At 62.8% G+C, this 26,169-nt stretch carries 26 protein-coding genes and 1 pseudogene; 14 read left to right on the top strand and 13 right to left on the bottom strand.

Going from position 1 to position 26,169, the window contains the following annotated elements; translation table 11 throughout:
- The first annotated feature begins 31 nt into the window (after positions 1 to 31).
- Entirely contained in the window at positions 32 to 967 is a 936-nt protein-coding gene (locus AWB70_RS07230; RefSeq protein WP_041733320.1) for a LysR family transcriptional regulator, read from the top strand.
- Between the two features lie 4 nt (positions 968 to 971).
- Here AWB70_RS07230 and AWB70_RS07225 read toward each other — a convergent pair whose 3' ends face one another.
- The 4 genes from AWB70_RS07225 to AWB70_RS07210 are packed head-to-tail and all read right to left on the bottom strand — an operon-like array spanning position 972 to position 4,277.
- A complete protein-coding gene (locus tag AWB70_RS07225) occupies positions 972 to 1,352 on the bottom strand; it encodes a VOC family protein (RefSeq protein WP_053571188.1) in 381 nt (126 codons plus the stop codon).
- 57 nt (positions 1,353 to 1,409) lie between these two features.
- Positions 1,410 to 2,678 carry a DUF3734 domain-containing protein gene (locus tag AWB70_RS07220; protein ID WP_053571187.1) on the bottom strand — a complete coding sequence of 423 codons (1,269 nt, stop codon included), beginning with the start codon at positions 2,676 to 2,678 and terminating at the stop codon, positions 1,410 to 1,412.
- Positions 2,679 to 2,694: 16 nt separating this feature from the next.
- Positions 2,695 to 3,477, bottom strand: a complete 783-nt coding sequence (locus tag AWB70_RS07215; protein WP_045460220.1) for a 3-hydroxybutyrate dehydrogenase — start codon at positions 3,475 to 3,477, stop codon at positions 2,695 to 2,697.
- 20 nt (positions 3,478 to 3,497) lie between these two features.
- Positions 3,498 to 4,277 carry an acetoacetate decarboxylase gene (locus tag AWB70_RS07210; protein ID WP_075644305.1) on the bottom strand — a complete coding sequence of 260 codons (780 nt, stop codon included), beginning with the start codon at positions 4,275 to 4,277 and terminating at the stop codon, positions 3,498 to 3,500.
- 258 nt (positions 4,278 to 4,535) lie between these two features.
- Between AWB70_RS07210 and AWB70_RS07205 the strand changes: the two genes are divergently transcribed.
- A complete protein-coding gene (locus AWB70_RS07205) occupies positions 4,536 to 4,730 on the top strand; it encodes a hypothetical protein (protein ID WP_041733317.1) in 195 nt (64 codons plus the stop codon).
- 55 nt (positions 4,731 to 4,785) lie between these two features.
- On the opposite strand, the gene AWB70_RS07200 is transcribed toward AWB70_RS07205, so the two are convergent.
- The 5 genes and pseudogenes from AWB70_RS07200 to AWB70_RS07180 all read right to left on the bottom strand — a co-directional run.
- Entirely contained in the window at positions 4,786 to 5,346 is a 561-nt protein-coding gene (locus AWB70_RS07200; protein ID WP_082378189.1) for a hypothetical protein, read from the bottom strand.
- 106 nt (positions 5,347 to 5,452) lie between these two features.
- A complete protein-coding gene (gene tssJ, locus AWB70_RS07195) occupies positions 5,453 to 5,980 on the bottom strand; it encodes a type VI secretion system lipoprotein TssJ (RefSeq protein ID WP_053571185.1) in 528 nt (175 codons plus the stop codon).
- A 2-nt stretch (positions 5,981 to 5,982) separates the two neighbouring features.
- On the bottom strand, positions 5,983 to 7,065 hold the full coding sequence (gene tssG / locus AWB70_RS07190; protein ID WP_053571184.1) for a type VI secretion system baseplate subunit TssG: 1,083 nt from the start codon (positions 7,063 to 7,065) through the stop codon (positions 5,983 to 5,985).
- On the bottom strand, positions 7,029 to 8,795 hold the full coding sequence (tssF, locus tag AWB70_RS07185) for a type VI secretion system baseplate subunit TssF (protein ID WP_053571183.1): 1,767 nt from the start codon (positions 8,793 to 8,795) through the stop codon (positions 7,029 to 7,031). The genes tssG and tssF overlap by 37 nt, the downstream gene beginning before the upstream one ends.
- A gap of 34 nt (positions 8,796 to 8,829) precedes the next feature.
- Positions 8,830 to 10,080: pseudogene (locus AWB70_RS07180) on the bottom strand (type VI secretion system Vgr family protein); the annotation flags it as partial.
- A gap of 483 nt (positions 10,081 to 10,563) precedes the next feature.
- Here AWB70_RS07180 and AWB70_RS07175 point away from each other — a divergent pair.
- Genes AWB70_RS07175 through AWB70_RS07130 form a run of 10 tightly spaced genes read left to right on the top strand, consistent with a single transcriptional unit; the run spans position 10,564 to position 20,802 of the window.
- Positions 10,564 to 11,289: an ABC transporter permease gene (locus tag AWB70_RS07175; RefSeq protein WP_053571182.1), complete on the top strand. Its 726-nt coding sequence runs from the start codon at positions 10,564 to 10,566 to the stop codon at positions 11,287 to 11,289.
- A 3-nt stretch (positions 11,290 to 11,292) separates the two neighbouring features.
- Positions 11,293 to 12,411: an ABC transporter ATP-binding protein gene (locus AWB70_RS07170; protein ID WP_053571181.1), complete on the top strand. Its 1,119-nt coding sequence runs from the start codon at positions 11,293 to 11,295 to the stop codon at positions 12,409 to 12,411.
- Entirely contained in the window at positions 12,408 to 13,112 is a 705-nt protein-coding gene (locus AWB70_RS07165) for an ABC transporter permease (RefSeq protein WP_014252115.1), read from the top strand. The genes AWB70_RS07170 and AWB70_RS07165 overlap by 4 nt, the downstream gene beginning before the upstream one ends.
- A 22-nt stretch (positions 13,113 to 13,134) precedes the next feature.
- Positions 13,135 to 14,019: a glycine betaine ABC transporter substrate-binding protein gene (locus AWB70_RS07160; RefSeq protein ID WP_053571180.1), complete on the top strand. Its 885-nt coding sequence runs from the start codon at positions 13,135 to 13,137 to the stop codon at positions 14,017 to 14,019.
- A 31-nt stretch (positions 14,020 to 14,050) separates the two neighbouring features.
- Positions 14,051 to 14,869 carry a nitrilase-related carbon-nitrogen hydrolase gene (locus tag AWB70_RS07155; RefSeq protein ID WP_053571179.1) on the top strand — a complete coding sequence of 273 codons (819 nt, stop codon included), beginning with the start codon at positions 14,051 to 14,053 and terminating at the stop codon, positions 14,867 to 14,869.
- An 18-nt stretch (positions 14,870 to 14,887) separates the two neighbouring features.
- Positions 14,888 to 16,060 carry an acyl-CoA dehydrogenase family protein gene (locus AWB70_RS07150; protein WP_045460198.1) on the top strand — a complete coding sequence of 391 codons (1,173 nt, stop codon included), beginning with the start codon at positions 14,888 to 14,890 and terminating at the stop codon, positions 16,058 to 16,060.
- A 16-nt stretch (positions 16,061 to 16,076) separates the two neighbouring features.
- Entirely contained in the window at positions 16,077 to 17,651 is a 1,575-nt protein-coding gene (locus AWB70_RS07145; protein WP_053571178.1) for a class I adenylate-forming enzyme family protein, read from the top strand.
- The gene (locus AWB70_RS07140; RefSeq protein ID WP_053571177.1) at positions 17,648 to 18,448 is read left to right on the top strand and encodes a crotonase/enoyl-CoA hydratase family protein; all 801 of its coding nucleotides are present in this window, start codon (positions 17,648 to 17,650) and stop codon (positions 18,446 to 18,448) included. Before AWB70_RS07145 ends, AWB70_RS07140 begins: the two co-directional genes overlap by 4 nt.
- 3 nt (positions 18,449 to 18,451) lie before the next feature.
- On the top strand, positions 18,452 to 19,795 hold the full coding sequence (locus AWB70_RS07135) for an MmgE/PrpD family protein (RefSeq protein ID WP_053571176.1): 1,344 nt from the start codon (positions 18,452 to 18,454) through the stop codon (positions 19,793 to 19,795).
- Complete coding sequence (locus AWB70_RS07130) at positions 19,792 to 20,802, top strand: GlxA family transcriptional regulator (protein WP_053571175.1); 1,011 nt, start codon at positions 19,792 to 19,794, stop codon at positions 20,800 to 20,802. The genes AWB70_RS07135 and AWB70_RS07130 overlap by 4 nt, the downstream gene beginning before the upstream one ends.
- Before the next feature lie 15 nt (positions 20,803 to 20,817).
- On the opposite strand, the gene AWB70_RS07125 is transcribed toward AWB70_RS07130, so the two are convergent.
- A complete protein-coding gene (locus AWB70_RS07125; protein ID WP_053571174.1) occupies positions 20,818 to 21,435 on the bottom strand; it encodes a hypothetical protein in 618 nt (205 codons plus the stop codon).
- Positions 21,436 to 21,703: 268 nt separating this feature from the next.
- Between AWB70_RS07125 and AWB70_RS07120 the strand changes: the two genes are divergently transcribed.
- The gene (locus AWB70_RS07120) at positions 21,704 to 22,858 is read left to right on the top strand and encodes a porin (RefSeq protein ID WP_014252106.1); all 1,155 of its coding nucleotides are present in this window, start codon (positions 21,704 to 21,706) and stop codon (positions 22,856 to 22,858) included.
- On the opposite strand, the gene AWB70_RS07115 is transcribed toward AWB70_RS07120, so the two are convergent.
- Both AWB70_RS07115 and AWB70_RS07110 read right to left on the bottom strand, forming a co-directional pair.
- Positions 22,846 to 23,256: a DUF3331 domain-containing protein gene (locus tag AWB70_RS07115; RefSeq protein WP_053571173.1), complete on the bottom strand. Its 411-nt coding sequence runs from the start codon at positions 23,254 to 23,256 to the stop codon at positions 22,846 to 22,848. The two genes, AWB70_RS07120 and AWB70_RS07115, sit on opposite strands and share 13 nt — an antisense overlap.
- A 7-nt stretch (positions 23,257 to 23,263) precedes the next feature.
- The gene (locus AWB70_RS07110; protein ID WP_053571172.1) at positions 23,264 to 24,403 is read right to left on the bottom strand and encodes a porin; all 1,140 of its coding nucleotides are present in this window, start codon (positions 24,401 to 24,403) and stop codon (positions 23,264 to 23,266) included.
- 415 nt (positions 24,404 to 24,818) lie between these two features.
- Between AWB70_RS07110 and AWB70_RS07105 the strand changes: the two genes are divergently transcribed.
- The gene (locus AWB70_RS07105; RefSeq protein ID WP_053571171.1) at positions 24,819 to 25,373 is read left to right on the top strand and encodes a 4-hydroxylaminobenzoate lyase; all 555 of its coding nucleotides are present in this window, start codon (positions 24,819 to 24,821) and stop codon (positions 25,371 to 25,373) included.
- Positions 25,374 to 25,467: 94 nt separating this feature from the next.
- Here the strand turns inward: AWB70_RS07105 and AWB70_RS07100 are convergent, their stop codons facing one another.
- Positions 25,468 to 26,070 carry a ProQ/FinO family protein gene (locus AWB70_RS07100; protein ID WP_053571170.1) on the bottom strand — a complete coding sequence of 201 codons (603 nt, stop codon included), beginning with the start codon at positions 26,068 to 26,070 and terminating at the stop codon, positions 25,468 to 25,470.
- Positions 26,071 to 26,169 lie beyond the last annotated feature (99 nt).

The following is a 26,169-nucleotide window of genomic DNA, read 5'->3' as shown; positions in this document are numbered from 1 at the left end:
TTGCCAAAAAGGCAACGCTCGGAAAGGCATCGTGTTGCACGGCATCGCACTCAAATACTTCGTGGAGGTTGCGCGCTCGGGCTCGCTCGCGGCGGCGTCGGAACACCTGCACGTCGCGGTGTCGGCCATCAGCCGGCAGATCGCGAAGCTGGAGGAACAGGCGGGCACGCCGCTTTTCGAGCGCATGCCGCGCGGCATGATCCTGACCGAAGCGGGCCAACTGCTCGTGCAGCACGCGCGCCGCGCATTGATGGACGGCGACGCCGTGCTCGATGAAATCTCGGAGATGCACGCGCTCGGGCGCGGCATCGTGCGCATTGGCTGCACGGAGGGTTTCACGCGCTGCTTTCTGCCAAGCGTGATGGCGGCGCATTACCGCGCGTATCCGCGCACGCGCTTCGTGATGCGTTCCGGTACGCCGGGACAGGTCGAGCATTGGGTGGCGAGCGGCGAAGTCGATGTGGGCCTCGCGTTCTCGACGTCGACTTCGACGGCATTGAGCGTCGAATACAGCGTGAAAGCGCCGGTCTGCGCGCTGCTGCCGCCGACGCATCCGCTCGCGGGCAAGGCGAGCCTCACGCTCGACGACATTTTGCAGTACCCCACCGCCGTGCTCGATCGCGGCACCACGGTGCGTCAGCTCATCGACTGGTGCTGTTCGGCGCGCGGCGTGCATCTGGAGCCGGTGCTGACGAGCAACAACTCCAGCGCAATGCATCACTTTGCGGCGCTCACCGGCGCGATCACGCTCGGCAGCGCCGTCGCGCTCGAAGGCGATCCCGGCCCGCCGACGCTCGTCGCCACGCCTATCGACGAGCCTTTGCTCAACGAGCGTCTATTGCAGGTCACGGTGATGCGCGAACGCCGCCTGCCGCCCGCCGTCGATCAGTTCCTGAAATCGCTGTCGAATGCGCTGCGCGACAGTCTCGGCAAGCCCGGCACGCGTGCCCGCAAGAAGCAACGCTAGCGCGTCACTGCGTGGCGACCCACCACGTCGTGCCGGCGGCATCGCGAAAGCCACCACGGAAGTCGTCGTCGTCGCGTTTGCGGGCGGGCGCCTGCACGCTGTGCGCGCCGTTCGCGAGCGCGCGATCGTAGACGGCTTGCGCATCGCGCACATACACGTGGATATGCGGCCCCGACGATCGATGATCAGTCGCGCCGCCGCCGATCATCACGATGCTGTCGTCGATGCGCACTTCGGCATGCATCAGCGAGCCATCGGGACGATCGAAGCGGCGCACCAAAGCGGCATCGAAAACGCGTTCGAGAAACGCGATGATCGCGTCGGCGTCTTCGCAGACGAGATAAGGGCTGACGGAGGGATAGTTCGCGGGCTTCCATTCGCTCATGACATCTCCGAATCGTGGAAACAGGATCAGCCAGCGTAAATCATTGCCGCGACAGCATCAAACCCCTTCCACGACATTCTCATCGTCGAGCGTGTTCGATGCCGCTTTCGGCATCTCGGGCGCGGGCTCCGGCGCGGGTTCGTACCGATGCACGTCGTGCGTGACGAAACCGAGATCGTGACTCGGCACCTCGAACCACTCCGGATGCGCGAACGACCGCCGGATATCTTCCAGCCCGCTCGCCCAGTGCTCGTCCATCGTGTCGATGCTGAACTCGTAGTCCTTGTAATGCCCTTCGAAGAACTTGTTCTTGTAGATGAGATGCACGACGTTCATCGCGCCGCCATCGGCGATTTTCTGTGCTTCGCGCAAGAGCGGATGCGCGCGCCGCGCCTTCTCCGGAATGTGTTCGAGCAGTTCCTTGATGAGCCGCGAATGCTTGCGGTTATGCGACACGAAATCGGTGATCGCGCGCGTCCTGCTCGAAAATTGAATGTCCTTCGTGCGCTCGCTCACGTCCAGAAAATCGCCCGGCAGCGTGCCGCGCGCGCTCCATAGATCCACCTGAAACACGAGCGTGTCCTTGCGCTGACAGTCGCGGACGATCTCCGTCAGCGGCGTGTTCGACACGAGCCCGCCATCCCAGTAGAACTCGCCATCGATCTCGACCGCCGGAAAGCCCGGCGGCAACGCGCCCGACGCCATGAAATGCTCGGGCGCGAGCCGCATGTTCCGGTTGTCGAAGTAGACGAGATTGCCGTTGCGCACGTTCACCGCGCCCACCGACACGCGCATGTCGCCATGATTGATGCGGTCGAAATCGGCGTATTGCAGCAGTGTCGATCGCAAGGCGGACGTGTCGTAATAGCTCACCTCGTTCGGACGCTTCCTGTGCGGACGCGCCCCGAAATTCGGCAGCTCCACGCGCGGCGAGTAGAAGCCCTTCTGCCCTTCGGTCAGCGCGCGCGCCGCCGCCCACATGCTCGAGAACTTGCGGCCGAGATTCGCGAAGCCGAAGGCCGCGGGCACGAACGCGCCCACGTTGCCGATCAGATCAGCAGGTTGGCAGACCGTGCTCCAGAAACCGCGCAGCGCGGCCACGCGGTCTTCGGGCGCGTTGCCCGCGATGATCGCGGTATTCAGCGCGCCGATCGAAATCCCCGATGTCCAGGTGGGCTCGACGCCGCTTTCGGCGAGCCCTTCGAACACGCCGGCCTGATACGAACCCAGCGCGCCGCCGCCTTGCAGCACGAGGCAGACCTCGTCGTAGTCCGGGAGCGCGACGTGATTCGCCTGCGTGAGTGTGTTGCGTCGACTGCGGCGCATGGATTCTCCTTATCGTTTATTGCATGAACCAGCCGTGGCTCACGACGATCGACTGGCCGGTCAGCGCATTCGATTCGAAGCCCGCGAGGAACGCGACCGTGTTCGCCACATCGGCGACGGTCGTGAATTCGCCGTCCACGGTTTCCTTCAGCATCACGTTCTTCACGACGTCGGCTTCGGAGATGCCGAGCGCCTGCGCCTGTTCGGGAATCTGCTTCTCGACGAGCGGCGTGCGCACGAAACCGGGGCACACCACGTTGGCGCGCACGCCGCGCGGGCCGCCTTCCTTCGCGACCACGCGCGCGAGTCCGAGCAGGCCGTGCTTCGCGGTCACGTACGCCGACTTCAGCTTCGAGGCTTCATGCGAGTGCACCGATCCCATATAGATGATCGAGCCGCCCTTGCCCGATGCGTACATGTGCTTGATCGCGGCTTTCGTCGTGAGGAACGCGCCGTCGAGATGGATCGCGAGCATCTTCTTCCAGTCCGCGTACGCGTACTCTTCGATCGGTGCGACGATCTGAATGCCCGCGTTCGATACCAGCACGTCGATGCCGCCCAGCTTCGCGACCGCGTCTTCGATGCCGGCGTTCACCGCGTCTTCGCTGGTGACGTCCATCGCCACGGCGATCGCCTTGCCGCCCGCTTCGACGATGCTGTCCGCCACTTTCTGCGCATTCGCGATATTCAGATCGGCGATGACGACCGCCGCGCCATCGGCTGCGAGCTTGCGCGCCGTCTGTTCGCCGATGCCGCTTGCTGCGCCCGTCACGAGCGCGACTTTTCCTTGCAATGCCATGTGTGTTTCCCTTGTTGAAGTCATTGATTGACGGCGAGCCTGAGCCCGTCGCCGGAGGCGAGATAGTCGTAGGCGACTTCGCCGATATCGAGCGTGAGATTCGCAACCACGTGCCGCGCGCCGATCACCTTGCGCACGGGCAGATCCGCGACGGGCGCGAGCGCGTGCGCGTGCAGTTCCAGCGCGGCCGGGCCTTCCCACGCGCCGGTCACCGTCACGTCGCGCAGGAAGAAGCGCACGAGTTCGCACACGCGCGCGGTGCCATCGACGTGCGGCAGGACCTTCAGCAGATAATTCGGCGTTTCGGCGAGCTTTCTGCGCTCCGCTTCGAGATCGAGCGGACGATACTTGTAGCCCATCGTGCCTGTGGCGATGCGCTGCGAGCCGTAATCGAGCGTGCCGAGCAGCGTGTCCTTGCCATCGACGGCGAGATGCGGCCGTGCGAGCTTCTTCGGAAAGCCCCAGATCTCGCGGCCGCCCGCGATCGGGCCTTCGTCGTCGAGATACATCGCGTGCGTGTAGCTGCCTTTGTTGCCGTCCGGATCGATCACGGAAATAACCTGGCCGCTTTCGGTGTAGTCGCCGAAGCCGGAGGAATCGGGCATGCGAATGAATTCATAGTGGACGAGATTGCCATCGACCTTGAGCGGCTCGGGCACCACGGCGCGCAGGGCGTCGGGGTCGGTCTCATAGGTGATGATGAAGTACTCGCGATTGAGGAAGCGGAACGGCGGACGCGGATAAGCGGGATTGTGAACGGGCATGGCGAACGCATGCCGGCGGATGTCGTCTTCTTTCACTGCATCGCTCCTGACGTTGGACAGGCAAGATAGTAGACGCAGTGTGTGACATCTGTCGCTGACGGCCGGCAAGCCGGATGCGCCGATCGAAGCACTGCGAAACGACAAAATCCCGTTGCTTCAATGCCTTATGCACCGCCACTGACGAATTGCCGTTTTTTGTGCAATATACTGTTGCCTCAGGCGGCCCGGCTTTGAGGCGTGTCGGCGCCCTCGTGCCGGTTTTCCGTAAGGCCATCTCCTTCAAGCGAGTCTCCGATGAAAACGTCCCTGAAGAAAACCCTCGTGCTTTTCGTGCTGGCGGCATTCGCGGCGCCGACGCTGTCGTTTGCGGCTGCGGATTATCCGGATAACAAGGCGCGCCCCGCATACAAGAAGGGACATAAGCACAAGAGCAAAAAGTCGACGACGACGCCCCCGCCGGCTTCGCAGTCTCAGTCGCAGCCGCAATAAGGCTTCATTCGGGCTTCATTCAGGCTTCATTCGCAGGCCGGACGCGCGTGCTTTTTTAGCGCCCTGACACGCGCGGCGCCGGGTTGCGTCGATGCGCCTCGTCGCGGGCGCGCATGGCATGCAGCCGCGCCGCGCTGATGGGCGCGCGTGTCGCCATGGCTTCCAGCGCGGCCAATGCCGGTGCGGCGCCGCAGATTGCCGCGGCTTTGGCATCGGCATCGAGTTCGAGGGCCGCCGAGCGCTTGGCGCCATGCGCACGCCAGATCTTCGAGCATGCGATGAACGCGGCCATGAACCCGAGGCCGGGCACGCCGACGTGCCAAATATCGATGTCCGCCGCGGTTGCGAACGCGATGCACGGTATCGTCAGAAACGCTGTTGTCGCCATGAGCGTGCATGCGAAATCGAACAACATCGTTGCCCGTTGCGTGGCGTGACCGACTTCGTGCGCCACGACGATGCGCAATAGCGGTTCGGGCAGCGCCAGCGTTTCGCGATCGATTTCGATGCGGTTGAAAAGCGCTTCGTAGCACGGGCCGCCGCAGGATTCCACGAAGCGCACCCGCGGCGGCGCGACGTGCAGGGCGGCGGCGTCGGTGGCGATTAAGGCGAGCACGTGGCGTTCTGTTGCGCTCGGAGGCATGGTCGTGAGCCGGGCTGTCCCGCTGTGGAGCGATTCCGGGCGGGCATCGGATCAATATACACCGGGATGGGGCGGTCGATCAGGGCCTGCGCGGCGCGAGATCGCGGTCCACGTCGAGTGTCGTGTTCGTTAGAGTCAGTTTCAGTGGCGCGTCGGCAGGCAGTTTCTTGATGGGCACGACTTGCTTCCACGTCGCGGGTTTATCGGCGGTCTGGAAGATCGCGGCGATCGCGATGAACTTTGTGTCTTTCTTCATCGGTTGCGATACGCTCGCGGCGCCGCCGGGGTTCACCACCACCGCCATGCTCGACTGTAGGTCGTTCCCTAGCGCCGTCGTGTCGTTGCTGACGAGATCGGCATATGACGTTTCATCGAAGCGTTTGCGATCCTTCAACTGATATACGCGCACCGCGACCGATCGTGGATGACCGGCGCTGTCAGGATTCACATTGGCGTCGGCGGTCAGATCGACGTCTACCGTTTTGCCGAGATTGTGGAACACGGTGTCGTAGGCGGTCGCCGAGGTATTGGATGCGGCTTGCCAGACGCCGCATGCGGAGAGAAGGAGCGTCAGCGCTACGCTGACTGCGATATTTCTATTCGACATGGTTACTGCAAATAGGGATTCGGCTGCGGCATCGGAAACGCTTCGCACACGCCCAACTCGACCGTGACGACGCGCTCTTGCTGGGCCGGCAGCACGACCGTCCATCCGAGCCGGGGCGAAACCGTCGCCTGTTGCTTTCCTACCGAAGGCTCGGGCGCAAAACGCGACGACATCTGCATGCGCAGATGCACATCGGCTTTCACGCCGATGTAGAGCCTCACCAAGGCCATCAGATCGCGATGCAGCCAGCCGCCCGGCAGAAGATCGCGCGCCTGTTGCGCGTCTTGTGGCTTGAGCGTCACACGTACCGCGCGGCTGCGATAGCGCAGCCGCTTGCCCAGCACATAGCCGCCGCCCAGGCCGCGCGCGCTATCGCTGCACTTCGTGCTCAGCGGCGTGCTTTTGTCATTGCGCCTGGCCACCGCAAAGAACTCGTCGACGTGCACATCGACGCCGGGCGCGCCCAACGCGATCACGCCCGACAGACCCTCGGGCGTGCGCGTGCGTTGAATCATCAGCCCGAGCAGGGCCAGCGTGCGCGCATCCGGCAAGCCTGCGCGCGCAGGCTTGTTGCCCCACCCGAAACCGGCGAGACATAACAGGCTTTTCGAATGCGCGTCCGCACCGCCGTATCGAAAGCTCTCCGGATAGCGATACTTCTTCCACGCGCGATACAGCAGCGTCACGAAGCGATGATTGAACTGGTCGAGAAACGCTTCGACCGCTTCGTGGCCTTCTTCGCGCTGAACGATGTCGTCGAGGTAATGCGTCGGCATCGCCGCATCGACGCCGTACAGGCCGAGGAATGTCGTGCGTACCGATGGTGGAAATGGCGTTCCGTCGCCGTCGTCGAACTCGACGTTCGCGATCTCCCCCGCCGGAAAGCCCATGCGCGGACGCGGACGGAAGCGTACCGGCTCGTGCTCGGGCGTATCGCGCTGGGCGAAACCCGGCTGATCGGGCGCACGGGCTTCCAGCAGCCGGCATAGCTGCATGAAGTTCATCTGCGGCGCGCGTGCGAGCAGCGCCGCCACCAGCGGTTCGAGTTTCATAGCGGCGCTCTCCACGTCTTGCTGCGCGGCCATTCGATGCGCGCCTGCGAGGGCAGGCTCACGATAGCGAGTTTTGTAAAGAGATTGATCTCCGCGTACAACTCGAAGAAGCGATGCAGCAGTTCACCGAAGAGCATCACATCGCCCTCGCCCGAGAACGCGTGCGAATCGAGCGTCACTTCGATAAGCACGCCGCGCTCCACCGCGCCGCCCGTGACTTCTTCGAGCAACGCTTCGGATACGTGCAGGATGCCCGCGAGCCGCCGGCGATTCAGTTCATCGTGGGTCCAGTCGTAGAGCGCGAGCGCACCGCGCAGCACTTCCGCGTTCATCATCGACAAGAAGTTCGGCGCGAGATGCGAGAGCACGCGCCACTGGAAACGGTCGCCAGTCGGCGGATAGAGCGGCAAGGTCGGCGCGATGAGATTGCGCACGCCCGCGACGTTCGGCGTGCTCGCCGCCAACTCGTCGATGCGTGCCTCGCGCAAGCCCTTGCGCGGCAACATGCCATTGGTGCCAGTGACGTGCAATGACACGCTTTCTTCAGGCAAATCCTGCATCGTTTCCCAGGCATTGCCGCCGAAGATCACCCACGTTTCATGCAGTCCATCCATGCCGGGGCGCACGCGCGTATGAAAGTAACGTTCGGGCGATTCATGGCGCATCATGCCGCCGCGATGCCGGAAGGTCGCGAACGGCACGTATTCGTAGCGCTCGGAGGTCACGTGATCGAACGCTTCGACCGCATCGACGGAATAGGTTTCGACGTGCTCGCCCTGATAGCCCGCGGGCACCACGCGATACTCCGTCTCGTGATGATCGATGACGATGGGCTCCGCATCGAGTTCGAACAGGTTGATGACGGGCGTGCAGAAGAGGCGCACGTTGTCCTTGTTGAAGCGCTGATCGGACGGATACGGATGTGTGAGCACGACCTCCAGTTCGAAGCGCGTCGAGTCCTCCGGGAGCTTTTCGACATCGAGTCCGCATAGATCGACGAACAGGAATTTCTCGCGGAAGGTGAAGTATTCGAGCAGCAACTGATAGCCGGAGAAGGCCGCGTCGGATTTGGGCCAGAGGCGCTCTTCAGGCGAGAAGCCGGCTGGCTCGATCGTCACGCCTTGCAGTGGCAGCGCTTCGCCGTCGCGAATTTCAGGGATGCGCCATTCGATCGCGTGGACCTGACGGGTGAGCGCGAGGTGCATCGCGAAGGCCGTCGGAAGGTCCGCGTTGAGATACAAGCGCAGGCGCGACAGATCCGTTTCCTTGCGGTTCGCGGAGTGATCGAGTTCGAAGGCCAGCCGGATCACCGAGCGGCCGTCGTGACGTACCGTGGCGCCCGCCTGGAGCAGGCGCAGCGGGTGTAACTCGACCGGCTGCGTCGTGCGATACAGGCACTGGACGGTTCGGTGCGTCGCGGTTTCGCCCTCTTTGGGCACGCCGATTGGCGCCGAGCGCACCGGGACGCCCGCGGGTACGTGTTCGGTGCGCTGGTGCTTTTCTCCGAGCGGGATCAGCTCGACCACCGAAAGCGACGGAATCATCCGCAGATAGTGCGGCCATAACAGGCTCACGAGACCTTCGGTCAGTTCCGGCAGCTCGTCATCGAGCTTTTGCTGGAGACGGCCGGTCAGGAACGCGAAGCCTTCGTACAGGCGTTCGACGTACGGATCGCGATCGCCGACACGATCGAGATTAAGCATGCGTGCGCGGTCCGGATGCGCGCGCGCGAACTCACGTCCCGACTCGCGCAGATAGCGCATTTCGGCTTCGTAGTAGCGCAGAACGGGATCGGCGTGGTGGACACTCGTCCAGATCGAACGGCATCACCGTCACGTACAAGCCTTTTTCGGTCAGGTACGAATAAGTGTATTTTCCCGGCGAATCGATTCGCGCCGGCAGGATGCCTTCGATCTTGGGTCGTGTCACCGATGTGATGCTCGTTCGCCACCGGCGATCCGCCGGAATCGCCTGGAACGCGCACCAGTACGACCTGGCCCGGCCACCACCGCAGCGAATCGATGTCACGAAGAGCCCGTGCGGTGCATCCTTCGGGTTCACATCGAGAACGACAACCTCGCCCACTTCGAGCGAGAACGGATTGCCCCGCGCCCGATAGCTGATCTGCGTAGCCAGATACTCCTCGTGACGCCGCAGCGCGATCTCCTTGCCCTCTTCGAGCGTTTCGTAATGCTCGCCCCAGTGGTTATCGATGCCGTCGGTAGTCTTGTCCGCCGGCGCGGCATTCGCCTCCACCAGCAGGTTCACGTCCGCCTGTCGATGGTTGTAGTCGTTCAGTTGAATCGCTTCCGGCACGCGCTGCGTGATCGTCCTGAGCGATCGGATCGACTCGGCGCCCGCGCTCTCGAGGCCTGAGTGGGAACGGTAAGGAACGATCCGTTGCTTTCTCGCATACGCATCCAGATCGTCGCCAAAAATGATGACCGAGCGATCGTGTTTTTGTTCGAACCTGAACCACAGGCCCTCTTCCGCACAGAGTCTCCGAATAAAATCAAACGTCGTTTCGTGATACTGAGTGATATATTCGTGCCGCTTGTAATTTCCTCGAAGTTTGAGGAAGTCGAAGTCCACGCCCAGGCGATAGCCGTAATGCCTCAAGGTGTCCGTAATAATTTCGACGGCACTTTGCTTCTGGAAGAGTCTGCTCTTCCTGACCCTTGCCAGATCCGCGACTTTGGGAACGAGCGTGACGCGATAGCGGGTCTCGTCTGCCGATGTCCCTAGAACCTCAAACTGCTGAATAATGCCGTGCGTGTCGTAGCGCTTAGGCAACTTGCTGAAGTCTTTCCACTTCTCGCCGAACATTTGTTGCAGATAGCCCGCAGCCGGGTCAACTGGCTCCACGCCAAAGGTGGCGGGTCTACCCACGACCTCGTCCATCGAAATGTCGGTAGCGCTCGTGAAGTCGATCTTATATTCGTACAACTGGCTGATAGCCGCTGTACCTGACCAGTTCAACACGACCAGCGGGGCGGGTTGTGGCTTGAGCAGTAATGTATAGGCTTGAGACGGTACCACCATCGACATCGGCTGATTCTCCCTGAGGTTGTTTCGTCGGCCCGGCCCCACGCCAGCGCACGCCAACAAGTCTTTCGATCGATCGGCATCAGCAAATCGGGTCGCAACAGAGGATTATTGCCGAAAGGACGCATTTTGTGAGTCGAGAAGCCGCAACTTCCGAAGCTGTCTGAAATTTTTCACTGCATATTCCAGCACTTAAGCATTTTCGAGTTGCCTGATTTTCGGAATTTACTTAGGGGCAGTGTTCTTGAGGCGGATGCCCCTACATGCAAACCGGTAGCCCCTCATCTAACGCAACTCCGTACATTCCCCATCCCTCCCCACCCCGTTGATTTAAAACGAAAATCCCCCATCTCCCACACGCCATGCCGTTTTTGTGACAAACAATGTCGGCTCGATGGTAGCCCTCTATCCCCGCTCCGCTTTATCGTTGAGCCCATAGCAGTTCAAACACAAACACGGCTCTCCACGAAGAGCTCAGGAGACATAGTGGAAACCCTTGCCTTCATCTGGGACAACCTGGCGAGCATTGCCAGGATGACCGGCGAGCACATCGAGATCGTCGGAGTCGGCGTCGGACTGGCGATCGTCACGGGCGTGCCGCTCGGCATCGCGATCACGATCAACGAACGCTTCGCGAAGATCGTGCTGTATGTCGCGGCGATCATCATGACGATTCCATCGGTCGCGCTCTTCGGGCTGATGATCCCCATTCTCTCGGTCATCGGTCAGGGCATCGGCTTTCTGCCGACGGTCATCGCGCTCTTCCTCTATTCGCAGTTGCCGATCGTACGCAACACGTACACGGCGATCACCAACATCGATCCCGCATTGCGCGAAGCGGCGCGCGGCATGGGCATGACCACCGGCGAGCGTCTGCGCAAGGTCGAGATTCCGATTGCGCTGCCGATCATCATGGCCGGCGTGCGCATGGCGGTGGTGATCAACGTCGGCATCGCGGCGATCGCGGCGTATATCGGCGCGGGCGGGCTGGGCAAGCTGATCAGCCGCGGCATTTCGCAGTCGGATCCGCGTCAGTTGATCGCGGGCGCGATTCTCGTCTCCGTGCTCGCAATCGCCGCCGACATCGGTCTTTCATGGGTTCAACGCTTCCTCACGCCCAAGGGTCTTCGCGCACCTTCCCGCGCGGCCAGCCTCGCGCTGCGCCTCTCCGCCATGACGGGCTTTCGCAAACAAACCGGACACGCGCAATAAATCATGATCGAGCTTTCCAACCTTACCAAGCGATATGACGGCGCGGCGAGCCCGGTCGTCGACGGCATCAACATGGAAGTGGGCGCGGGCGAGATCTGCGTGCTGCTCGGACCGTCGGGATGCGGCAAGACCACGACGCTCAAGATGATCAATCGTCTCGTGCGCCCCACGTCCGGCAAGATCTTTCTCGAAGGACGCGATACCGACGAGTTCGAAGTCGTCGAACTGCGCCGCCGCATCGGCTATGTCATTCAACAGATCGGGCTCTTTCCGAACATGACGGTCGAGGAGAACATCTGCGTGGTGCCGACGCTGCTCGGCTGGGACAAGACGAAGGCGCGCCGGCGCGCGGCCGAATTGCTGGAAATCGTCGCGCTCGATCCCGCCACGTATCTCACGCGCTATCCGAAGGATCTTTCCGGCGGCCAGGCGCAGCGCGTCGGCGTGGCACGCGCGCTCGCCACCGATCCGCCCGTCATGCTGATGGACGAGCCCTTCGGTGCAATCGATCCGATCAACCGCGAACTGATCCAGGACGAGTTTCTGCGCATTCAGAAGCAGGTCAAGAAGACGATCATGTTCGTGAGCCACGACATCGACGAAGCGGTGAAGATGGCCGACAAGATCGCGATCTTCCGCAACGGTCATCTCGAACAGTTCGATTCGCCCGACAACATTCTCGCGCGCCCCGCCACGCCTTTCATCGCAGGCTTCGTCGGCACGGATCGCGCGTTGAAGCGGCTGCGCCTGCTGCGCGCCCGCGATGCGCTTTCCGCTTGCGATTGCCTCGTGCGCGTCGGTGAAGACAGCACGCGCGCCCGGGCGATGATGGAGCGACACGGCGTCGAACAGATCGTGCTCGTCGATGCCGCGGACAAGCCGCACGGCTATCTCACGATCGATCGCCTGCTGAAGGTCGAAGGCCCGGTCACGGCGGCACACGCACTGCCGGTGCAGGCCACCGCGAGCCAGAAAGACGACCTGCGCACCGTCGTCTCGACGATGTTCGCAAGCGGCGCATCGTGGATGCCCGCCGTCGATGACGACGGCCGCTTCGTCGGCTATGTGAGCCAGGCGCGCATCGTCGATATGTTGAAGCTGCCCGTGGGAGAGCACGCATGAAACGCGGTCTGTTCTTCGCGCTCTTCGCTGCGCTGAGCACGCAGGCGCATGCGGATAGCTGGTGGGAAAGCATCGTCCAGTATCGCAGCGACATCGTCTATCAAGGCATGCACATGATGATGATGGTCGCGGTGGCGGGCGTGCTCGCGATCATCGTCGCGATTCCGGCGGGCGTCTATCTGAGCCGTCCGTCGCAAAAGCGCGGCGCGGCCATCGTGATGCAATCGCTCAATGCGGGCCAAGCCGTGCCGAAGCTCGCGCTGCTCGCCCTCGCGATGAGCGTGATGGGCATCGGCGCGGTGCCTGCGATCTTCGGCTTGTGGGTCGCGACGCTGCTGCCCATCGCGCTGAACACGTATGAAGGGCTGCGCGCGGTGCCCCCCGCGTTGATCGAAGCCGCGACGGGCATGGGCATGACGCCGTGGCAGATTCTCTGGCGCGTCGAGCTTCCCAATGCGCTCTACGTGATCTTCGCGGGCATCCGCACGGCACTGGCGATCACGGTCGGCACGGCGCCGCTCGCGTTCCTGATCGGCGGCGGCGGGCTCGGCGAGCTGATCTTCACGGGCATCGACCTGAACGATTTCGGCATGCTGCTCGCGGGCGCCGTTCCCACCGCGTTGCTCGCGATCCTGACCGATGCCTTCGTCGGGCAAATGCAGCGCCTGCTCGTGTCGCGCGGCGTGAATCCGCAAACTTGAACACTCCACCTTGAGAGAGACCATGAGAAAGTTATTCGCAGTATCGTTCGGCATCCTTATTTCAATGTTCGCCAGCGTTTCGGCGAGCGCGGCGTCGGTGGTCGTCGGCGGCAAGAACTTCACCGAGCAGCAGTTGATGGCCGAGATGACCGCGCGTTATCTCGAAGCGAAAGGCTTCACCGTGACGAAGAAAGACGGCATGGGCAGCGCCGTGCTGCGTCAGGCGCAGGAAAACGGTCAGGTCGATGTCTACTGGGAATATACCGGCACGTCGCTCATCACCTACAACAAGATCAGTGACCGCATGACGCCCGAGGAAACCTACAAGAAGGTCAAGGAACTCGACGCGGCGAAGGGCCTGGTGTGGCTGGATCCGTCGAAGGCCAACAACACCTATGCGTTCGCCATGAATCAGGACGATGCGAAGAAGCTCGGCATCGTCACGATGAGCGATCTCGCGAAGGCGATCAAGGGCGGCAAGGAACTCACGTTCGCGTGCAACTCCGAGTTCTATGCACGCCCGGACGGACTGCGTCCGCTGCAAAAGCAGTACGGTTTCGAGTTCAGCCAGGGCGACGTGAAGCGCATGGACACGGGCCTCACGTATCAGGCGCTGAAGGATCGTCAGGTGGATGTCGCGCTCGTCTTCGCCACCGACGGCCGCGTGCCCGCGTTCAATTTCGTCTTGCTGAAGGACGACAAGGGCTACTTCCCGTCGTACGCGCTGACGCCGGTGATCCGCAAGGCCACGCTCGATGCGAACCCGAAGCTCGGCCCGCTGCTCAACGCACTGTCGGCGAAGCTCGATGCAGCGACGATGGCGCGTCTGAACGCCAGCGTCGACGTGCAGAAAAAGTCCTTCTCCGATGTCGCGAACCAGTTCCTCAAAGAGTCGGGTCTGATCTGACCACGCGTAGCCACAACCAGGGACCGACCTCATGACCACGATAAAGGTGGCGGCCGCGCAGACCGAAACGGCCTACGGCGACATGCATGCGAATCTCGCGCGGCATTTCGATCACATCGGCGAGGCGAAGAAGCGCGGCTTGCATCTGCTCGTTTTTCCCGAGCTTTCCTTGCACGGCCACAGCGGCGGCAAGGACGCACTGCGTCTCGCGATGACCCGCGACGATCCCGCCATCCATCAACTCGCCGAAGCGAGCGCGGGCATGCATGTGATGTTCGGCTTCATCGAGGAAGCGCCGGGCGGGCAGTTCTACAACAGCCAGGCGACGGTCGCGAACGGCAAGCTCGTTCACGTGCATCGCAAGACGATGCTCGCCACTTACGGCAAGCTGCGCGACGGTCTTTACTTCGCCGCTGGCCCAAAGCCCGAAAGCTTTGCGATCGACGATGCCTGGCGCGTGGCGACGCCCATCTGCAACGACCTGTGGAATCCCGCGCTGGTGCACGGCCTCATGTGCGACGGCGTCACGCTGCTCGCCGCGCCCATCAGTTCGGCGCGCGAGGCCGTGGGCGAAGGCTTCGACAATCCATCGGGCTGGGACATCAATCTGCGTTTTCATGCGCTCACTTACGGCGTGCCGATCGTGATGGCGAATCGCGTCGGCACCGAGGGCATGATGACCTTCTGGGGCGGCTCGCGCATTCTCGATCCCTTCGGCAAGACGATCGCGCAAGCGGAAGGCGAAGACGAATGTCTCGTCGTCGGCGAACTCGATTACGACGCGATCCGCCGCGCGCGTTTCCTTCTGCCGACCGTGCGCGACGCGCGCATCTACGCGCAACGAACCTGAACGAAACAACTCATCACCATGCGCGATTTTCTATTGAACGATGCGGACCGCGCTTTTCGCGCCGAAGTCCGCGGCTTCCTGCAACGCGAGCTCGCACCGCGAGCCGCGGATATCGAAGACCGTCAGGACTGGGATGCGGTCAGGCATGTCGTGCGCGCCCTGGGCGCGGCGGGTTATCTGAAGCTGATGTTTCCCGATCTCTATCGCGGATCATTGAAAGAGCCGGGCCTCACGCACGCGACGATCCTCTCCGAGGAAGCGTCGTATCTCAACTACGCATTCGAAACGACCATCGCGACCGCGCTGTCATGCGCGTATCCGCTGCATCGTCATGCGAGCGCTCGGCTCCGCGATACCTATCTCACGCCGATTCTCGAAGGCACGGCAATCGGCGCGATCTGCGTGACCGAGCCGAATGTCGGCAGCGACTCGGCAGGCATGGAGACGCGTATCGATTTCGATGCAGCGCGCAACGAGTGGGTCATCAACGGATTCAAGCGCTATATCTCGAACGCGTCGGTCGCGGACGTCTATATCGTGTACGGACTGACCGGCGACGGCATGACGGCGGTCGCCGTGCCGAAGCATGCGCCCGGCATCAGCTTCCCGCGTAACTACACGTTCATGGGGCGGCGCGGCTGCATCGTCGGCGAAGTGAAGTTCGACGATTGCCGCGTCCCCGCCGATCACTTGCTCGGCGAACAAGGCGGCGGCTTTCGCATCATGCGCGGCATGTTCAATTTCGAGCGCGCGATTCTCGGCGGCTCGGGTCTCGGCGTCGCACGCAGCGCATTCGATATCGCGACGGCGCATGCGCAAACGCGCCAGTCCTTCGGGCAGGCGCTCGGCTGCAAGCAGCTCATCTGGGACAAGATCGCGCAAATGAGCTGGCGCATCGATGCATCGGAACTCATCACGTATCGCGCAACGAAGATGTATGACGCCGGCGCGGACGGCAAGGCGCTCATGAAGGAAGCGGCCATGGCCAAGCTCGTCGCGACCGAAACCGCCAACTATTGCGCCGATGAAACCGTGCAGATTCTCGGCGGCGACGGCCTCACGAAAGAGTACGGACGCGCCGAGCAACTCTATCGCGACGCGCGCGCGCTGACCATCGTCGGCGGCACGTCTGAAGTCGCCAAGTATCTGATCGCGGGCCGCGATCTTCCCGACATCCGCATCACTCTTTAAAAGAGCAACACGCATCATGCTCACGATTACGTCGCTTTTCGAAAACACGGTCGCCAAATACCCGGACCGTCCCGCGCTCACCTGCGGCCCCGTTTCACTGACGTATGCGCAATGGAGCGCGCGCGTGCGTCGTCTCGCGCAGGCGCTCTTCGATCTCGGCGTGCGGCAGATGGACCGCGTCGCGATCCTGCAGAAGACGTCCGACGCCACGCCGACCGCCTACATGGCGTGCCAGTTGCTCGGCGCGATCGCGGTGCCGATGAACTTTCGCCTTTCCGCGAACGAAGCCGCATTCATCCTGCGCGATGCCGGCGCGCGCGTGCTCTTCTACGACGAGTCGATGTCGTCGGCGGTGGCGAAGATCGAGCAGACGGTGCCGGACCTGCGCACGTATGTGTGCGTCAACGAAGGCGCGAATATTCCATCGCATCATCATTCGATGGACGCGTTGATCGAGCGTGTCGAACAACTCGACGCACCGCTGCCGCGCCTCACGCCGGACGATATCTCGGCGCTCGTCTATACGTCGGGCACGACGGGCCGTCCGAAAGGCGCGATTCATACGCACGGCAACGACGTTTCCATCGCCACGAACTGCGTGATGGAGTACAGCCTGACGAGCACCGATGCCGCGTTGCATATCGCGCCGCTCTATCACGTCGGCGGCATGCAGGCGTATTTCGTGCCGCATTTGATGGTCGGCGCGCACAACGTGATCCTGCCGCGCTACGAACCGCTTGCGACCTTGCAGGCCATCGCGCACTACGGCATCACGACGCTTTTCGCCGTGCCGACGCAGATTCAGGACATGCTGTTCCATCCCGACTTCGCGGCCATCGACACGCACAGCCTGCGCATGATCACGACAGGCGGCGCGGCGATTCCCGCGAAGACGATGCAGCGCGTGATCGACGAGTTCTGCCCGAGCATCTTCAATGGCTACGGCATGACCGAAGCGAGCCTTACGCTGCTGCTGCATCCGCGCGATGCGCTCACGTATCTCGGCTCTTGCGGCAAGCCCACGCTCATCAGCACATGCCGCGTGATTCGCAACGATCCCGAGCGCGTGGTGAGCCCGAACGAAACGGTGGCAGCGGGCGAAGTGGGCCAGTTGATCGTGAAAGGCCCGCAGCTCGCATCGGGCTACTGGAACAATCCCGTGGAGACGGACAAGAAGTTCAAGTCGGGCTGGCTCTATACCGGCGATCTCTTCAGCATCGACGAAGCGGGCTATTTTCACTTTCAGGGCCGTGCCGACGACATGATCGTATCGGGCGGCGAGAACATCTATCCGCGCGAGATCGAGGAAGTGCTGTATCACTGCCCCGGCGTGCAGGAAGCCGCGGTGATCGGTGTGCCCGACGAAAAGTGGGGGCAGGCGGTGACGGCCTTCATCGTGCGCAGCATCTCGACCTTGACGGAAGACGATGTCGTCGCGTTCTGCAAATCCGGCGACGATCTCGCGCCCTATAAGCGGCCCAAGAAAGTCTTCTTCGTGGAGAAGCTGCCGCTGAATCCGAGCGGCAAGGTGCTGCGTCACGAACTCGCCGGACCCGTTTATCAAAGCATGCTTTCAGGAGCCTCGCAATGAGCGAACCTGTGCTGTACGAACAGGACGGCCATGTCGTCGTCATGACGCTGAACCGTCCCGACACGCGCAATGCCATCACCGAAAAAGAAGTTGTCGATGCGATCATCGCGTGTCTCGATCGCGCGCAAGGCGACATGTCCGTGCGCGCCATCGTGCTGACGGGCGCGGGTCCCGCGTTCTCGTCGGGCGGCAACATCAAGCACATGCGCGATGAAGTGGGCACGTTCGCGGGCACGTCCGCGCAGATTCGCGAAAATTATCGGCGCGGCATTCAGCGCATTCCGCGCGCGTTTCACGAGCTCGACGTGCCGGTCATCGCGGCGGTCAACGGTCCCGCGCACGGCGCGGGCTGCGATCTCGCGCTGATGTGCGATATCCGCATCGCGGGCGAAAGTGCCTTGTTTGCAGAGAGTTTCGCGAAGGTCGGCATCATTCCGGGCGATGGCGGCGCCTGGCTATTGCCGCGCGCGGTCGGCCTGTCGCGCGCGAACGAAATGATCTTCACCGGCCGCGCAATCGATGCGCAGCGCGCGGAAGAATGGGGGCTCGTGTCGCGCGTCGTGCCGGATGCCGAGTTGATGAACGCCGCCCTCGCACTCGCACACGAAATCGCGGGCAATGCGCCGGATATTCTGCGCATGTCGAAGCGCCTCGTGCGCGAAGGGCAACGCATGGACTTGCCTAGCCTGCTGGAAATGTCGGCGGCGTTTCAAGGCATCGCGCATCGCACGGCGGATCATCGCGAGGCAATCGCGGCGACGTTCGAGCGCCGCACGCCGAATTACACGGGAGACTGACGGATGGGCACATCCGCCATCGGGTTCATTCACGAACTGACCTTCGATGCGTTGCCGAAGAAGGTGATCGAGCAAGCGAAGCTCTGCGTGCTCGATCTGCTCGGCGTGGCGCTCGCGGGCAGGCAGACGGCGCTGTCGCGCATCGCGGGCGATCACGCCGCCGAGTTCTTCGCGCCCGGCACGCTGCGCTCGCGCATGCTGTTCGATGGCCGCGTGGCGAGTCCTGTCGGCGCGGGTCTCGCGGGCGCGATGACCATCGATAGCTGCGACGGCCATGACGGTCACGCGCAAACCAAAGGCCACGTCGGTGTGACGGTGCTGCCCGCCTTGCTCGCACTCGCCGATGCAGGCCCCGGCATGCGCGCACGCGAGTTCATCACATGCATCGCGCTTGGCTATGAGCTTGGCACGCGTGCGGGCATTGCGCTGCATGCGAGCGCCTGCGATTATCATACGTCGGGCGCATGGAATGCCCTGGCCGCTGCGGCGCTCGCCGCGCGCATCTTGCCGCTCGATATGCGGCAGACGCGCGAGGCGCTCGGCATCGCCGAGTATCACGGGCCGCGCAGTCAGATGATGCGCTGCATCGATCATCCGACGATGGTGAAAGACGGCTCCGGCTGGGGCTGCATGGCGGGCCTCTCCGCTGCGTTTCTGGCGCAGCGCGGCTTCACGGGCGCGCCGGCGCTCACCATCGAGCAGGACTCAACCCGCAGTCTGTGGAGCGATCTGGGCGAACGCTGGCGCATCATGGAGCAATATTTCAAACCGCAACCGGTCTGCCGATGGGCGCACCCCGCGATCGACGCGGCGCTCGCGCTCAAATCGACGCATGGCTTTTCGAGCGAGCAGGTCCGCGCGGTGAACGTGCGCACGTTCCACCATGCGACGCGCCTCGCGCATGCCGCGCCCGCATCGACGGAAGAGGCGCAGTACAGCCTGCTCTTTCCCGTTGCCGTTGCGTTGAAGCATGGCGCGGTGCGCTTCGACGCGCTGCATGGCGACGCGCTCGGCGACGCCGACGTGCTGCGCCTGAGTCATCTCATTCGCACGGAAGAAGACGCGGCGTACACGTCGCGCTTTCCGAACGAGCGTATCGCCGAAATGAGCATCGAGCTATTCGATGGCCGGGTCTTCGAGTCGGGCCCGACGCAGGCGCTCGGCGATCCCGACCTGCCGCTCGCAGCCGATGCGATTCGCGCCAAGTTCCGCGCGTTCGCGCAGGCCGCATGCGGCGCGAGCGTGGCACAGCGCATCGAAAGCGCCGTCGATGCGCTCGATTCGAACGATGACGCCGTGACGCCCCTGCTCGATCTCGTGCTCGGGCCGGTTCACGCAGACGCATGAACGCGAGCGATATCCCGCCGCTCGCACGCGCCGTCAAACTCGCGCGCGAGGAAACGAAGCCTCAGCGCATGGGCTTTTTCCTCGTGCCGCATTTCTCGATGATGGCGCTCAGTTCCGTCACCGAGCCATTGCGCGCGGCCAATCGCGTGAGCGGCAAAGAACTCTATAGCTGGCATCTGATCAGCGCGGACGGCGAACCGGTCTCGTCGAGCTCGGGCTTCGCGCTGCTGCCCGACTTCGCGATCACATCATCGCCGGAATTGAGTCATGTGTTCGTGGTCGCGAGCATCGGCGTGTCGAACTATCGCAATGCGCAGGTGTTCGAGTTCCTGCGCCGCTATGCCGCGAAGGGCTCGACCCTGGGCGGCATCAGTCTCGGCACGATGATCCTCGCGCGCGCCGGACTGCTCGACAAGCGCCGTTGCACGATTCACTGGGAAGCGCTGAAGGAACTCGCCGACGAGTTTCCCACGCTCGACGTGAGCCGCGATCTCTATTGCATCGAAGGCGATCGCATGACATGCAGCGGCGGCACCGCGGCCATCGACATGATGCTGGATCTCATCGCGCGTCAGCATGGTCATCAACTGGCGGCCGAAGTCGCCGACCAGTTCATCCACACACGCATGCGGACCGCGCAGGAAAGCCAGAAAATGGCGATTCAATGGCGCTATGGCGTGGAGGACAGGCGCATTGTCCACGCGGTCACGCTGATGGAACAGAACATCGAGCGGCCGATTCCGATGAAGACCATCGCAGCGCTCGCGGGTATTTCTCCGCGCACGTTCGAACGCATGTGGATCAAGCATTTCAACGTGCGGCCGTCGCAGTTCTATCTGGAATTACGGCTCAAAGCGGCGCAAAAGCTGATTCGCGAATCGTCGCTCTCCCTGCTCGATGTCGCCATGCAGTGCGGCTTCGCGAGCGCGTCGCATCTCGGGCGCTGCTACAAGCAGTTCTTTGCGAAGACGCCGGGACAGGAGCGCGCCGCGAGCGACGCACGCTGACGCGTCTTCGCGAAGTCATCCCGCGTCGCCCGCGCTGATGATCGATTGCATGCTCGTCAATAGCTTCGTCAGATAGCGAAGCAGCCCTACCGTATCGCCGAATTCGATGAAGCCGGGTTTCACGCCGTCGCTGAAAAGCAGCGTGCCGTCCAGCGCCGGCTCGACAATGAGGCCCGCATACGCGGCGTGCGGCATGTATTCGTTAGCGGGCAGGCTGAACGTGTTGCCGTTCACGGCGGCATCGCGCAGACGCATGAGGAACTGCACTTCCGGCGCGCGCGACGCCGACAACCGGTGAATATCGAAGTACTCGGCAACGGCGAGAATCGCGTTCGTGCACGGGACGATCAGCGCGAACGCAATGCGCTTGTCGGCGGTATCGAACGATGGCCACGAGAGCGCGTCTTCTGGGGGCGGCGGCTTCATCGGCGTGCCGTCCTCGCTATGCGTGTGCGCTTCCGGGCGCGAACGCTTGCGCGCCAGAAGCGGCGCTGCCTTTGTAAAGTCGGGCGGCGGCGCGCCGCGGTCGATCCAGTCGGATAACAGGCTCGCGTAAGCGAAAAGCGTGGTCAGTTGCGCTTCGATGAACACGACGCCGATTCTGCAGGCGTCCGGATGCTGATTGCCGGCCATTTCGTCTCCTTTTCCTTGTTCGCTTTGAATGTCGCTACGCAATGATCGCACCTGTTCGAAGTGCGGTGGCGCGATTGACAGTTAGTTGCGTCAGACACGTCAAGCGTAAATCGGCCATGTGTGACAGCCATGTGGAAGAAATGATACAGATTCGCCCACGCAAATTTACCAACGCCTGACAACGCGTTATATTTCGTCCGCTATAACGCTGAGCAGCGATCGTTTGAAATTGCGCCGCATCGGGCGGCCAACCTCAAGGAAAACAAGAATGAAGAAGCACATGGTAGCGGTGGCCGTACTCGGCTCGTTCGGCGTCGCGGCGCACGCGCAAAGCAGCGTCACGCTGTACGGCATCATCGACGCCGGTATCACCTATGCGAACAAGGTCGCGACGGCCGGCGGCCACGACAGCGTCGTGAAGTACGCCGACGGCGTCGCGCAAGGCAGCCGCTGGGGCCTGCGCGGCACGGAAGATCTGGGCGGCGGCCTCAAGGCGATCTTCGTGCTCGAAAACGGCTTCAACAGCGGCGACGGCTCACTCGGTCAGGGCGGCGCAGAGTTCGGCCGTCAGGCGTACGTGGGCCTCTCAAAGAGCGAATTCGGCTCGCTGACGTTCGGCCGCCAGTACTCGTTCTCGACCGATTACCTCGGCGGCAGCTACACGATGGGCAGCCAGACGCCCGCGGGCAACTATGCATATCACATCAACGATCTGGACCAGTTGACGTCGAGCCGCATCAACAACGCGGTCAAGTTCAGCAGCGCCAGTTTCTACGGCGTCACGTTCGGCGCGATGTACGGCTTCTCGAACACGACCAACTTCGCGGGCTCGCCGACGACGACGGCCGGCGGCACGACGACGCAAGGCTCGTCGAGCGCGTATAGCTTCGGCCTGAACTACGCGCAAGGTCCGTTCGGCATCGGCGCGGCATATACCAAGATCCGCTTCCCGAACGGCGCGACGCCCGCCTTCAGCGTGAGCATCGCGAACGTGAACACGCTGGGCCTGCGCGATCTCGAAACGTTCGGCGTCGGCGCGCGTTATACGATCGCCGCGGCCGTCATCTGGGCGAACTGGACGCATACGAAGTTCCAGCCGATCACGGCAGGTTCGTCGAAGCTGAACAACTACGAAATCGGCGGCAAGTACGCCTTCACGCCGGCACTGAGCGCGGGCCTCGGCTACACGTTCTCGAAGCTCGACGACAACTTCGAAGGCAAGTGGCATCAGGTCAACGCGGTGGTCGATTACGCGCTTTCCAAGCGCACCGACGTCTATGTGATCGGCGCGTATCAGAAGGCTTCGGGCAGCAACAACGGCGTGCCGGTGCAAGCGGAAATCGGCTCGGCGTCGTCGTTCATCGGCAATGCGGGTGCGAACACGCAGCTCGTGACGCGCGTCGGCCTGCGTCACAAGTTCTGATCGATGGCGCGATGCTTCGGCATCGCGCATGGCTGCTTCTTCGCTATACACCGAAGGCTCGCCGCCGCGATCATCGCGCCGGCGTTGCCGGGCTGCACCAGACCCTTGCGCGGGCTGAACACGTCATCGCCCGCTTCGATCGGCCGCCCGGTCAGCACGCAGGTTCCCGCGTGGCGCGCGCATCTCGCTCGCCACGTCTGATAACCGTAGTGACCCGTGCTTGCGTCGCACCACGAGACGGTGAGCGTGCGCGTCGTCGGTGTGTCCAGCACACGCACGATCGGCCCGCTGCGGCCGTCACAGCATCGCGCAGGATCGCATGCGATCTGCCTTTCCTGCGCGCCCCTGCCGATCGCCTCCACGGTTCCGAGCCATGCATCGGTGTGCTTGTCCGCCATCTTTCGGTCAGAACGAATGCCTCACGCCGACGATCGCGCCGAGTTGCCCCATGCCCGGCGCGGGTGTCGTTCCGCCGCCGCCCGCGCTCACGGAGAAACGCGCGTTCGCGCTGTTCCAGAGGTACGCAACGTTGCCGTAGACCGCCGTTCGCTTGGACAGGAAATAGGTTGCACGCAGACTCGCCAGCGTGGCGCGCGTATCGTGCTGCTCGACGATCACGCGATACGCTTCGCCGTCGATCGCCAGCGCGGGCGTCACGAAGTACTGCGCGCCGAGATAGAAAAGATTCGAACGCACGCTGCCGCCCGCGCCATCCGACTCCACGCGGCGGCCGATCCATCCGCCGCCGATTTTCACGCCCATCACGTTCACATAGCCATTGGCCTGCAGGCGCGCGTCCTTGTCGCCGCTCGACGCAATGGCAAGCGGTGTCACGCCGTCGAAGAAGCTCGCGCGCGCGTTCGTGCCGCCGCGTTGCTCGTCATACGCCGTCGCGACGCCAAAGTACGTGCTGTCGTATTTGAGCATCGCGCTCCATTCGCGGCATTGGCTTGCGTCGCCGGGCACCGGTCCGAAGCACGTGCCTTGTCCCGGCGAATTGCCGGTGCCTGTGCTGTCGCGGCCGAAGGAATACGATCCGCCGACCGTCACACCGTAAAACTTGCCCTTGTAGGCGACGGTGTTGTCGCTTCGTCCGTTGGGAAGAAACGCGTCCAGCGCGCCGATGCCGTAGATGTCCGGCCCGAGGATATCCGCGTCCGACATGACCCAGTACGTCATCGTGTATTGACGCCCGAACGACAGCGTGCCCCAGGGCCCTTCCAGACCGACGAACGCCTGTCTGCCGAAGAGCCGCCCGCCCTGGCCCGAATCGCCGGCACGCACGTTGAAGCCGCTTTCGAGCACGAACACGGCCTTGAGCGCCCCGCCCAGATCCTCGACGCCGCGCATGCCCCAGCGCGACGGCACTTCGCCCGTGATGCCGGGCATGCGCACGACATGATCGCCCGCCGCGTTCGCATGCGAGACGTACTCGATGCCCGTGTCCATCACGCCATAGAGCGTGACGCTGCTTTGCGCGAACGCCGAACCACTGCACAACGCCGCTGCGATCGATACCGCAGCCCGGCCATGTTTCGTGAACATCTCTGTCTCCCTGTATTCGTTCGGATGACGAATCTTTTGTCGATGATTGAAACTATCGCGGCGAGCTTAGAGACTGGGAGAGAAACCGGCAACAGCGCGTGCGCCTCGCTTCGCGCGGTGCGAGCGCGACCGGAAGATGATGTTGCTTACGTAGACGCGTTTTTACGGGCGTTCCGTTCTTCGCAGCGGGTCATTGCGAGAAAAATCGCCGGGAAACCGTGCTCGCGCATCGTCGAGGAAATGTATTCATATCCCTCTTGAGCGAAATCGATGGATCGTCCGCGGTTCACATCGGCCTCGCTCGACTTGCAAGGCATTCAAGTTTTCCTTGCAGCAACTTCGCTTCTGTCGCGCGAGTCGATATGGCATCGTGGGCTCACGCGTGAATCGCCACGCAAGCCAAGGAGAACAAGAGATGCCCCCGACTCAGATCACATTAACCAGCAAGGAAGAACTCATCGCGCGATGCCTGCCTTTTCTCGAAGAGGTCAGGGATATGACGGCGGACACGCACATTGAGCAATGGCTCAATACGAAATATGGGGTGGATAGTGCGCTGTATCAGGATTTGGCGCGCCTCATCAGGCAAGGCGTCGAAGAAGGATGGGCCGCGGATGTCGAGATCGCCGGACCGAAATATCGGCGCGCGCGGCTAGTCGCGCCGTGCCCGGAGACCTTCTTTTTCAGCATCACGGCCGTTTTGATGGACAGCACCGGAAATCGGCAGAACAACCCCGAAGACAGTTTTCGCGGGGATTATCACGCGCATCCGTACGGCGAGTTCAACATGGTCGTGCCGCTCGACGAAGGCGCGGCGCTTGCCGGTCCGAACGGATGGTGTCATGGCGGATGGACCGCGCCCGCGCCGGGAAGCCATCACTATCCCGAGGCAAAGGGCGGCGCAGTGATCGCGCTCTTCTTCCTGCCCGCGGGACGGATTGCTTACGATATCGAGCCGCCACAGCACTGAGCACGCGGGGCGCCGTTGCACGCGTAAGCGCGCCAGACGAAAACAAAAAGCCGCGCGTCGAACAGACTGCGCGGCTATCGCATGACTCACGGACTTATTTGCCCGCTTCCTGATCAGCCTCTTTAGCGGCTTCGCTGGCCGCCTCTTTCTCCGGCTGCTTGCCCGATTCGGCAGGCTTCGGCGACGCCGCGCGCGCCGCGCGGTTCGTTTCCAGATAGACCGCACGCGCCGCATCCGCCGACGATACTTCGCCCGCGCTGCCGCCCGTCAGATCGATCCGCGGCGCGCCTTCCGCGAGACTGGTCCAATAGCGGTTGCCCCGGCACCAGACCTTGATCGCGCTGCGCAATTCCTTCTCGCTCAGACCGAGTTCTTCCGCGTGCTTCAGCAGATCCTCGAAGATGCCGACTTTCAGCGGCACCTTCGGCGCGGGATTCTTCGGAAATGCCAGCGGAAACCGCTTTTGCAGCTTGCCGATCGTATGCACGACCGGATCGACCGGTTTCGCCGGTGCCGCCGGTTTCGACGCGGCCTCCGGCCTCGGCGCGGCCGCCTGTTTCGACGCTGCGGCCGCCGGTTTCGACGCCGCCCCAGCCGGCGCCGGACGCCGCGCGCGCGGCGCCTTCTTCTTTGCTGCGTTGTTTGCAGCCTGTTTTGCGAGCTGCTTTTTCAGTCCGGCGAGTTGTTCGAAGCCCATCACATCGTGCCCGTGGAAAAACGTTGCGCAATTTTACCAGTCTCCGGTGACGGCTTCGCGAACGCGCTTCACGCTTGCGGACGGGCGCACCGATCCGCA

The sequence above is a fragment of the Caballeronia cordobensis genome (genome assembly GCF_001544575.2).
Lineage (GTDB): Bacteria > Pseudomonadota > Gammaproteobacteria > Burkholderiales > Burkholderiaceae > Caballeronia > Caballeronia cordobensis.
Note: the sequence above shows the minus strand (reverse complement) of the source record. Positions and strands in the feature narration are given on the sequence as shown.

Excerpts from the sequence above, each read along its gene's own strand:
- AWB70_RS07150 (WP_045460198.1), top strand. The coding sequence starts at position 14,888 with ATGCGCGATTTTCTATTGAACGATGCGGACCGCGCTTTTCGCGCCGAA.
- AWB70_RS07145 (WP_053571178.1), top strand. The coding sequence starts at position 16,077 with ATGCTCACGATTACGTCGCTTTTCGAAAACACGGTCGCCAAATACCCG.
- AWB70_RS07105 (WP_053571171.1), top strand. The coding sequence starts at position 24,819 with ATGCCCCCGACTCAGATCACATTAACCAGCAAGGAAGAACTCATCGCG.
- AWB70_RS07215 (WP_045460220.1), bottom strand. The coding sequence starts at position 3,477 with ATGGCATTGCAAGGAAAAGTCGCGCTCGTGACGGGCGCAGCAAGCGGC.
- AWB70_RS07120 (WP_014252106.1), top strand. The coding sequence starts at position 21,704 with ATGAAGAAGCACATGGTAGCGGTGGCCGTACTCGGCTCGTTCGGCGTC.
- AWB70_RS07165 (WP_014252115.1), top strand. The coding sequence starts at position 12,408 with ATGAAACGCGGTCTGTTCTTCGCGCTCTTCGCTGCGCTGAGCACGCAG.
- AWB70_RS07100 (WP_053571170.1), bottom strand. The coding sequence starts at position 26,070 with ATGGGCTTCGAACAACTCGCCGGACTGAAAAAGCAGCTCGCAAAACAG.
- AWB70_RS07135 (WP_053571176.1), top strand. The coding sequence starts at position 18,452 with ATGGGCACATCCGCCATCGGGTTCATTCACGAACTGACCTTCGATGCG.
- AWB70_RS07160 (WP_053571180.1), top strand. The coding sequence starts at position 13,135 with ATGAGAAAGTTATTCGCAGTATCGTTCGGCATCCTTATTTCAATGTTC.
- AWB70_RS07170 (WP_053571181.1), top strand. The coding sequence starts at position 11,293 with ATGATCGAGCTTTCCAACCTTACCAAGCGATATGACGGCGCGGCGAGC.
- AWB70_RS07225 (WP_053571188.1), bottom strand. The coding sequence starts at position 1,352 with ATGAGCGAATGGAAGCCCGCGAACTATCCCTCCGTCAGCCCTTATCTC.
- AWB70_RS07140 (WP_053571177.1), top strand. The coding sequence starts at position 17,648 with ATGAGCGAACCTGTGCTGTACGAACAGGACGGCCATGTCGTCGTCATG.
- AWB70_RS07205 (WP_041733317.1), top strand. The coding sequence starts at position 4,536 with ATGAAAACGTCCCTGAAGAAAACCCTCGTGCTTTTCGTGCTGGCGGCA.
- tssG (WP_053571184.1), bottom strand. The coding sequence starts at position 7,065 with ATGGCCGCGCAGCAAGACGTGGAGAGCGCCGCTATGAAACTCGAACCG.
- AWB70_RS07130 (WP_053571175.1), top strand. The coding sequence starts at position 19,792 with ATGAACGCGAGCGATATCCCGCCGCTCGCACGCGCCGTCAAACTCGCG.
- AWB70_RS07155 (WP_053571179.1), top strand. The coding sequence starts at position 14,051 with ATGACCACGATAAAGGTGGCGGCCGCGCAGACCGAAACGGCCTACGGC.
- AWB70_RS07110 (WP_053571172.1), bottom strand. The coding sequence starts at position 24,403 with ATGTTCACGAAACATGGCCGGGCTGCGGTATCGATCGCAGCGGCGTTG.
- AWB70_RS07125 (WP_053571174.1), bottom strand. The coding sequence starts at position 21,435 with ATGGCCGGCAATCAGCATCCGGACGCCTGCAGAATCGGCGTCGTGTTC.
- AWB70_RS07115 (WP_053571173.1), bottom strand. The coding sequence starts at position 23,256 with ATGGCGGACAAGCACACCGATGCATGGCTCGGAACCGTGGAGGCGATC.
- tssF (WP_053571183.1), bottom strand. The coding sequence starts at position 8,795 with ATGCGCTATCTGCGCGAGTCGGGACGTGAGTTCGCGCGCGCGCATCCG.
- AWB70_RS07220 (WP_053571187.1), bottom strand. The coding sequence starts at position 2,678 with ATGCGCCGCAGTCGACGCAACACACTCACGCAGGCGAATCACGTCGCG.
- tssJ (WP_053571185.1), bottom strand. The coding sequence starts at position 5,980 with ATGTCGAATAGAAATATCGCAGTCAGCGTAGCGCTGACGCTCCTTCTC.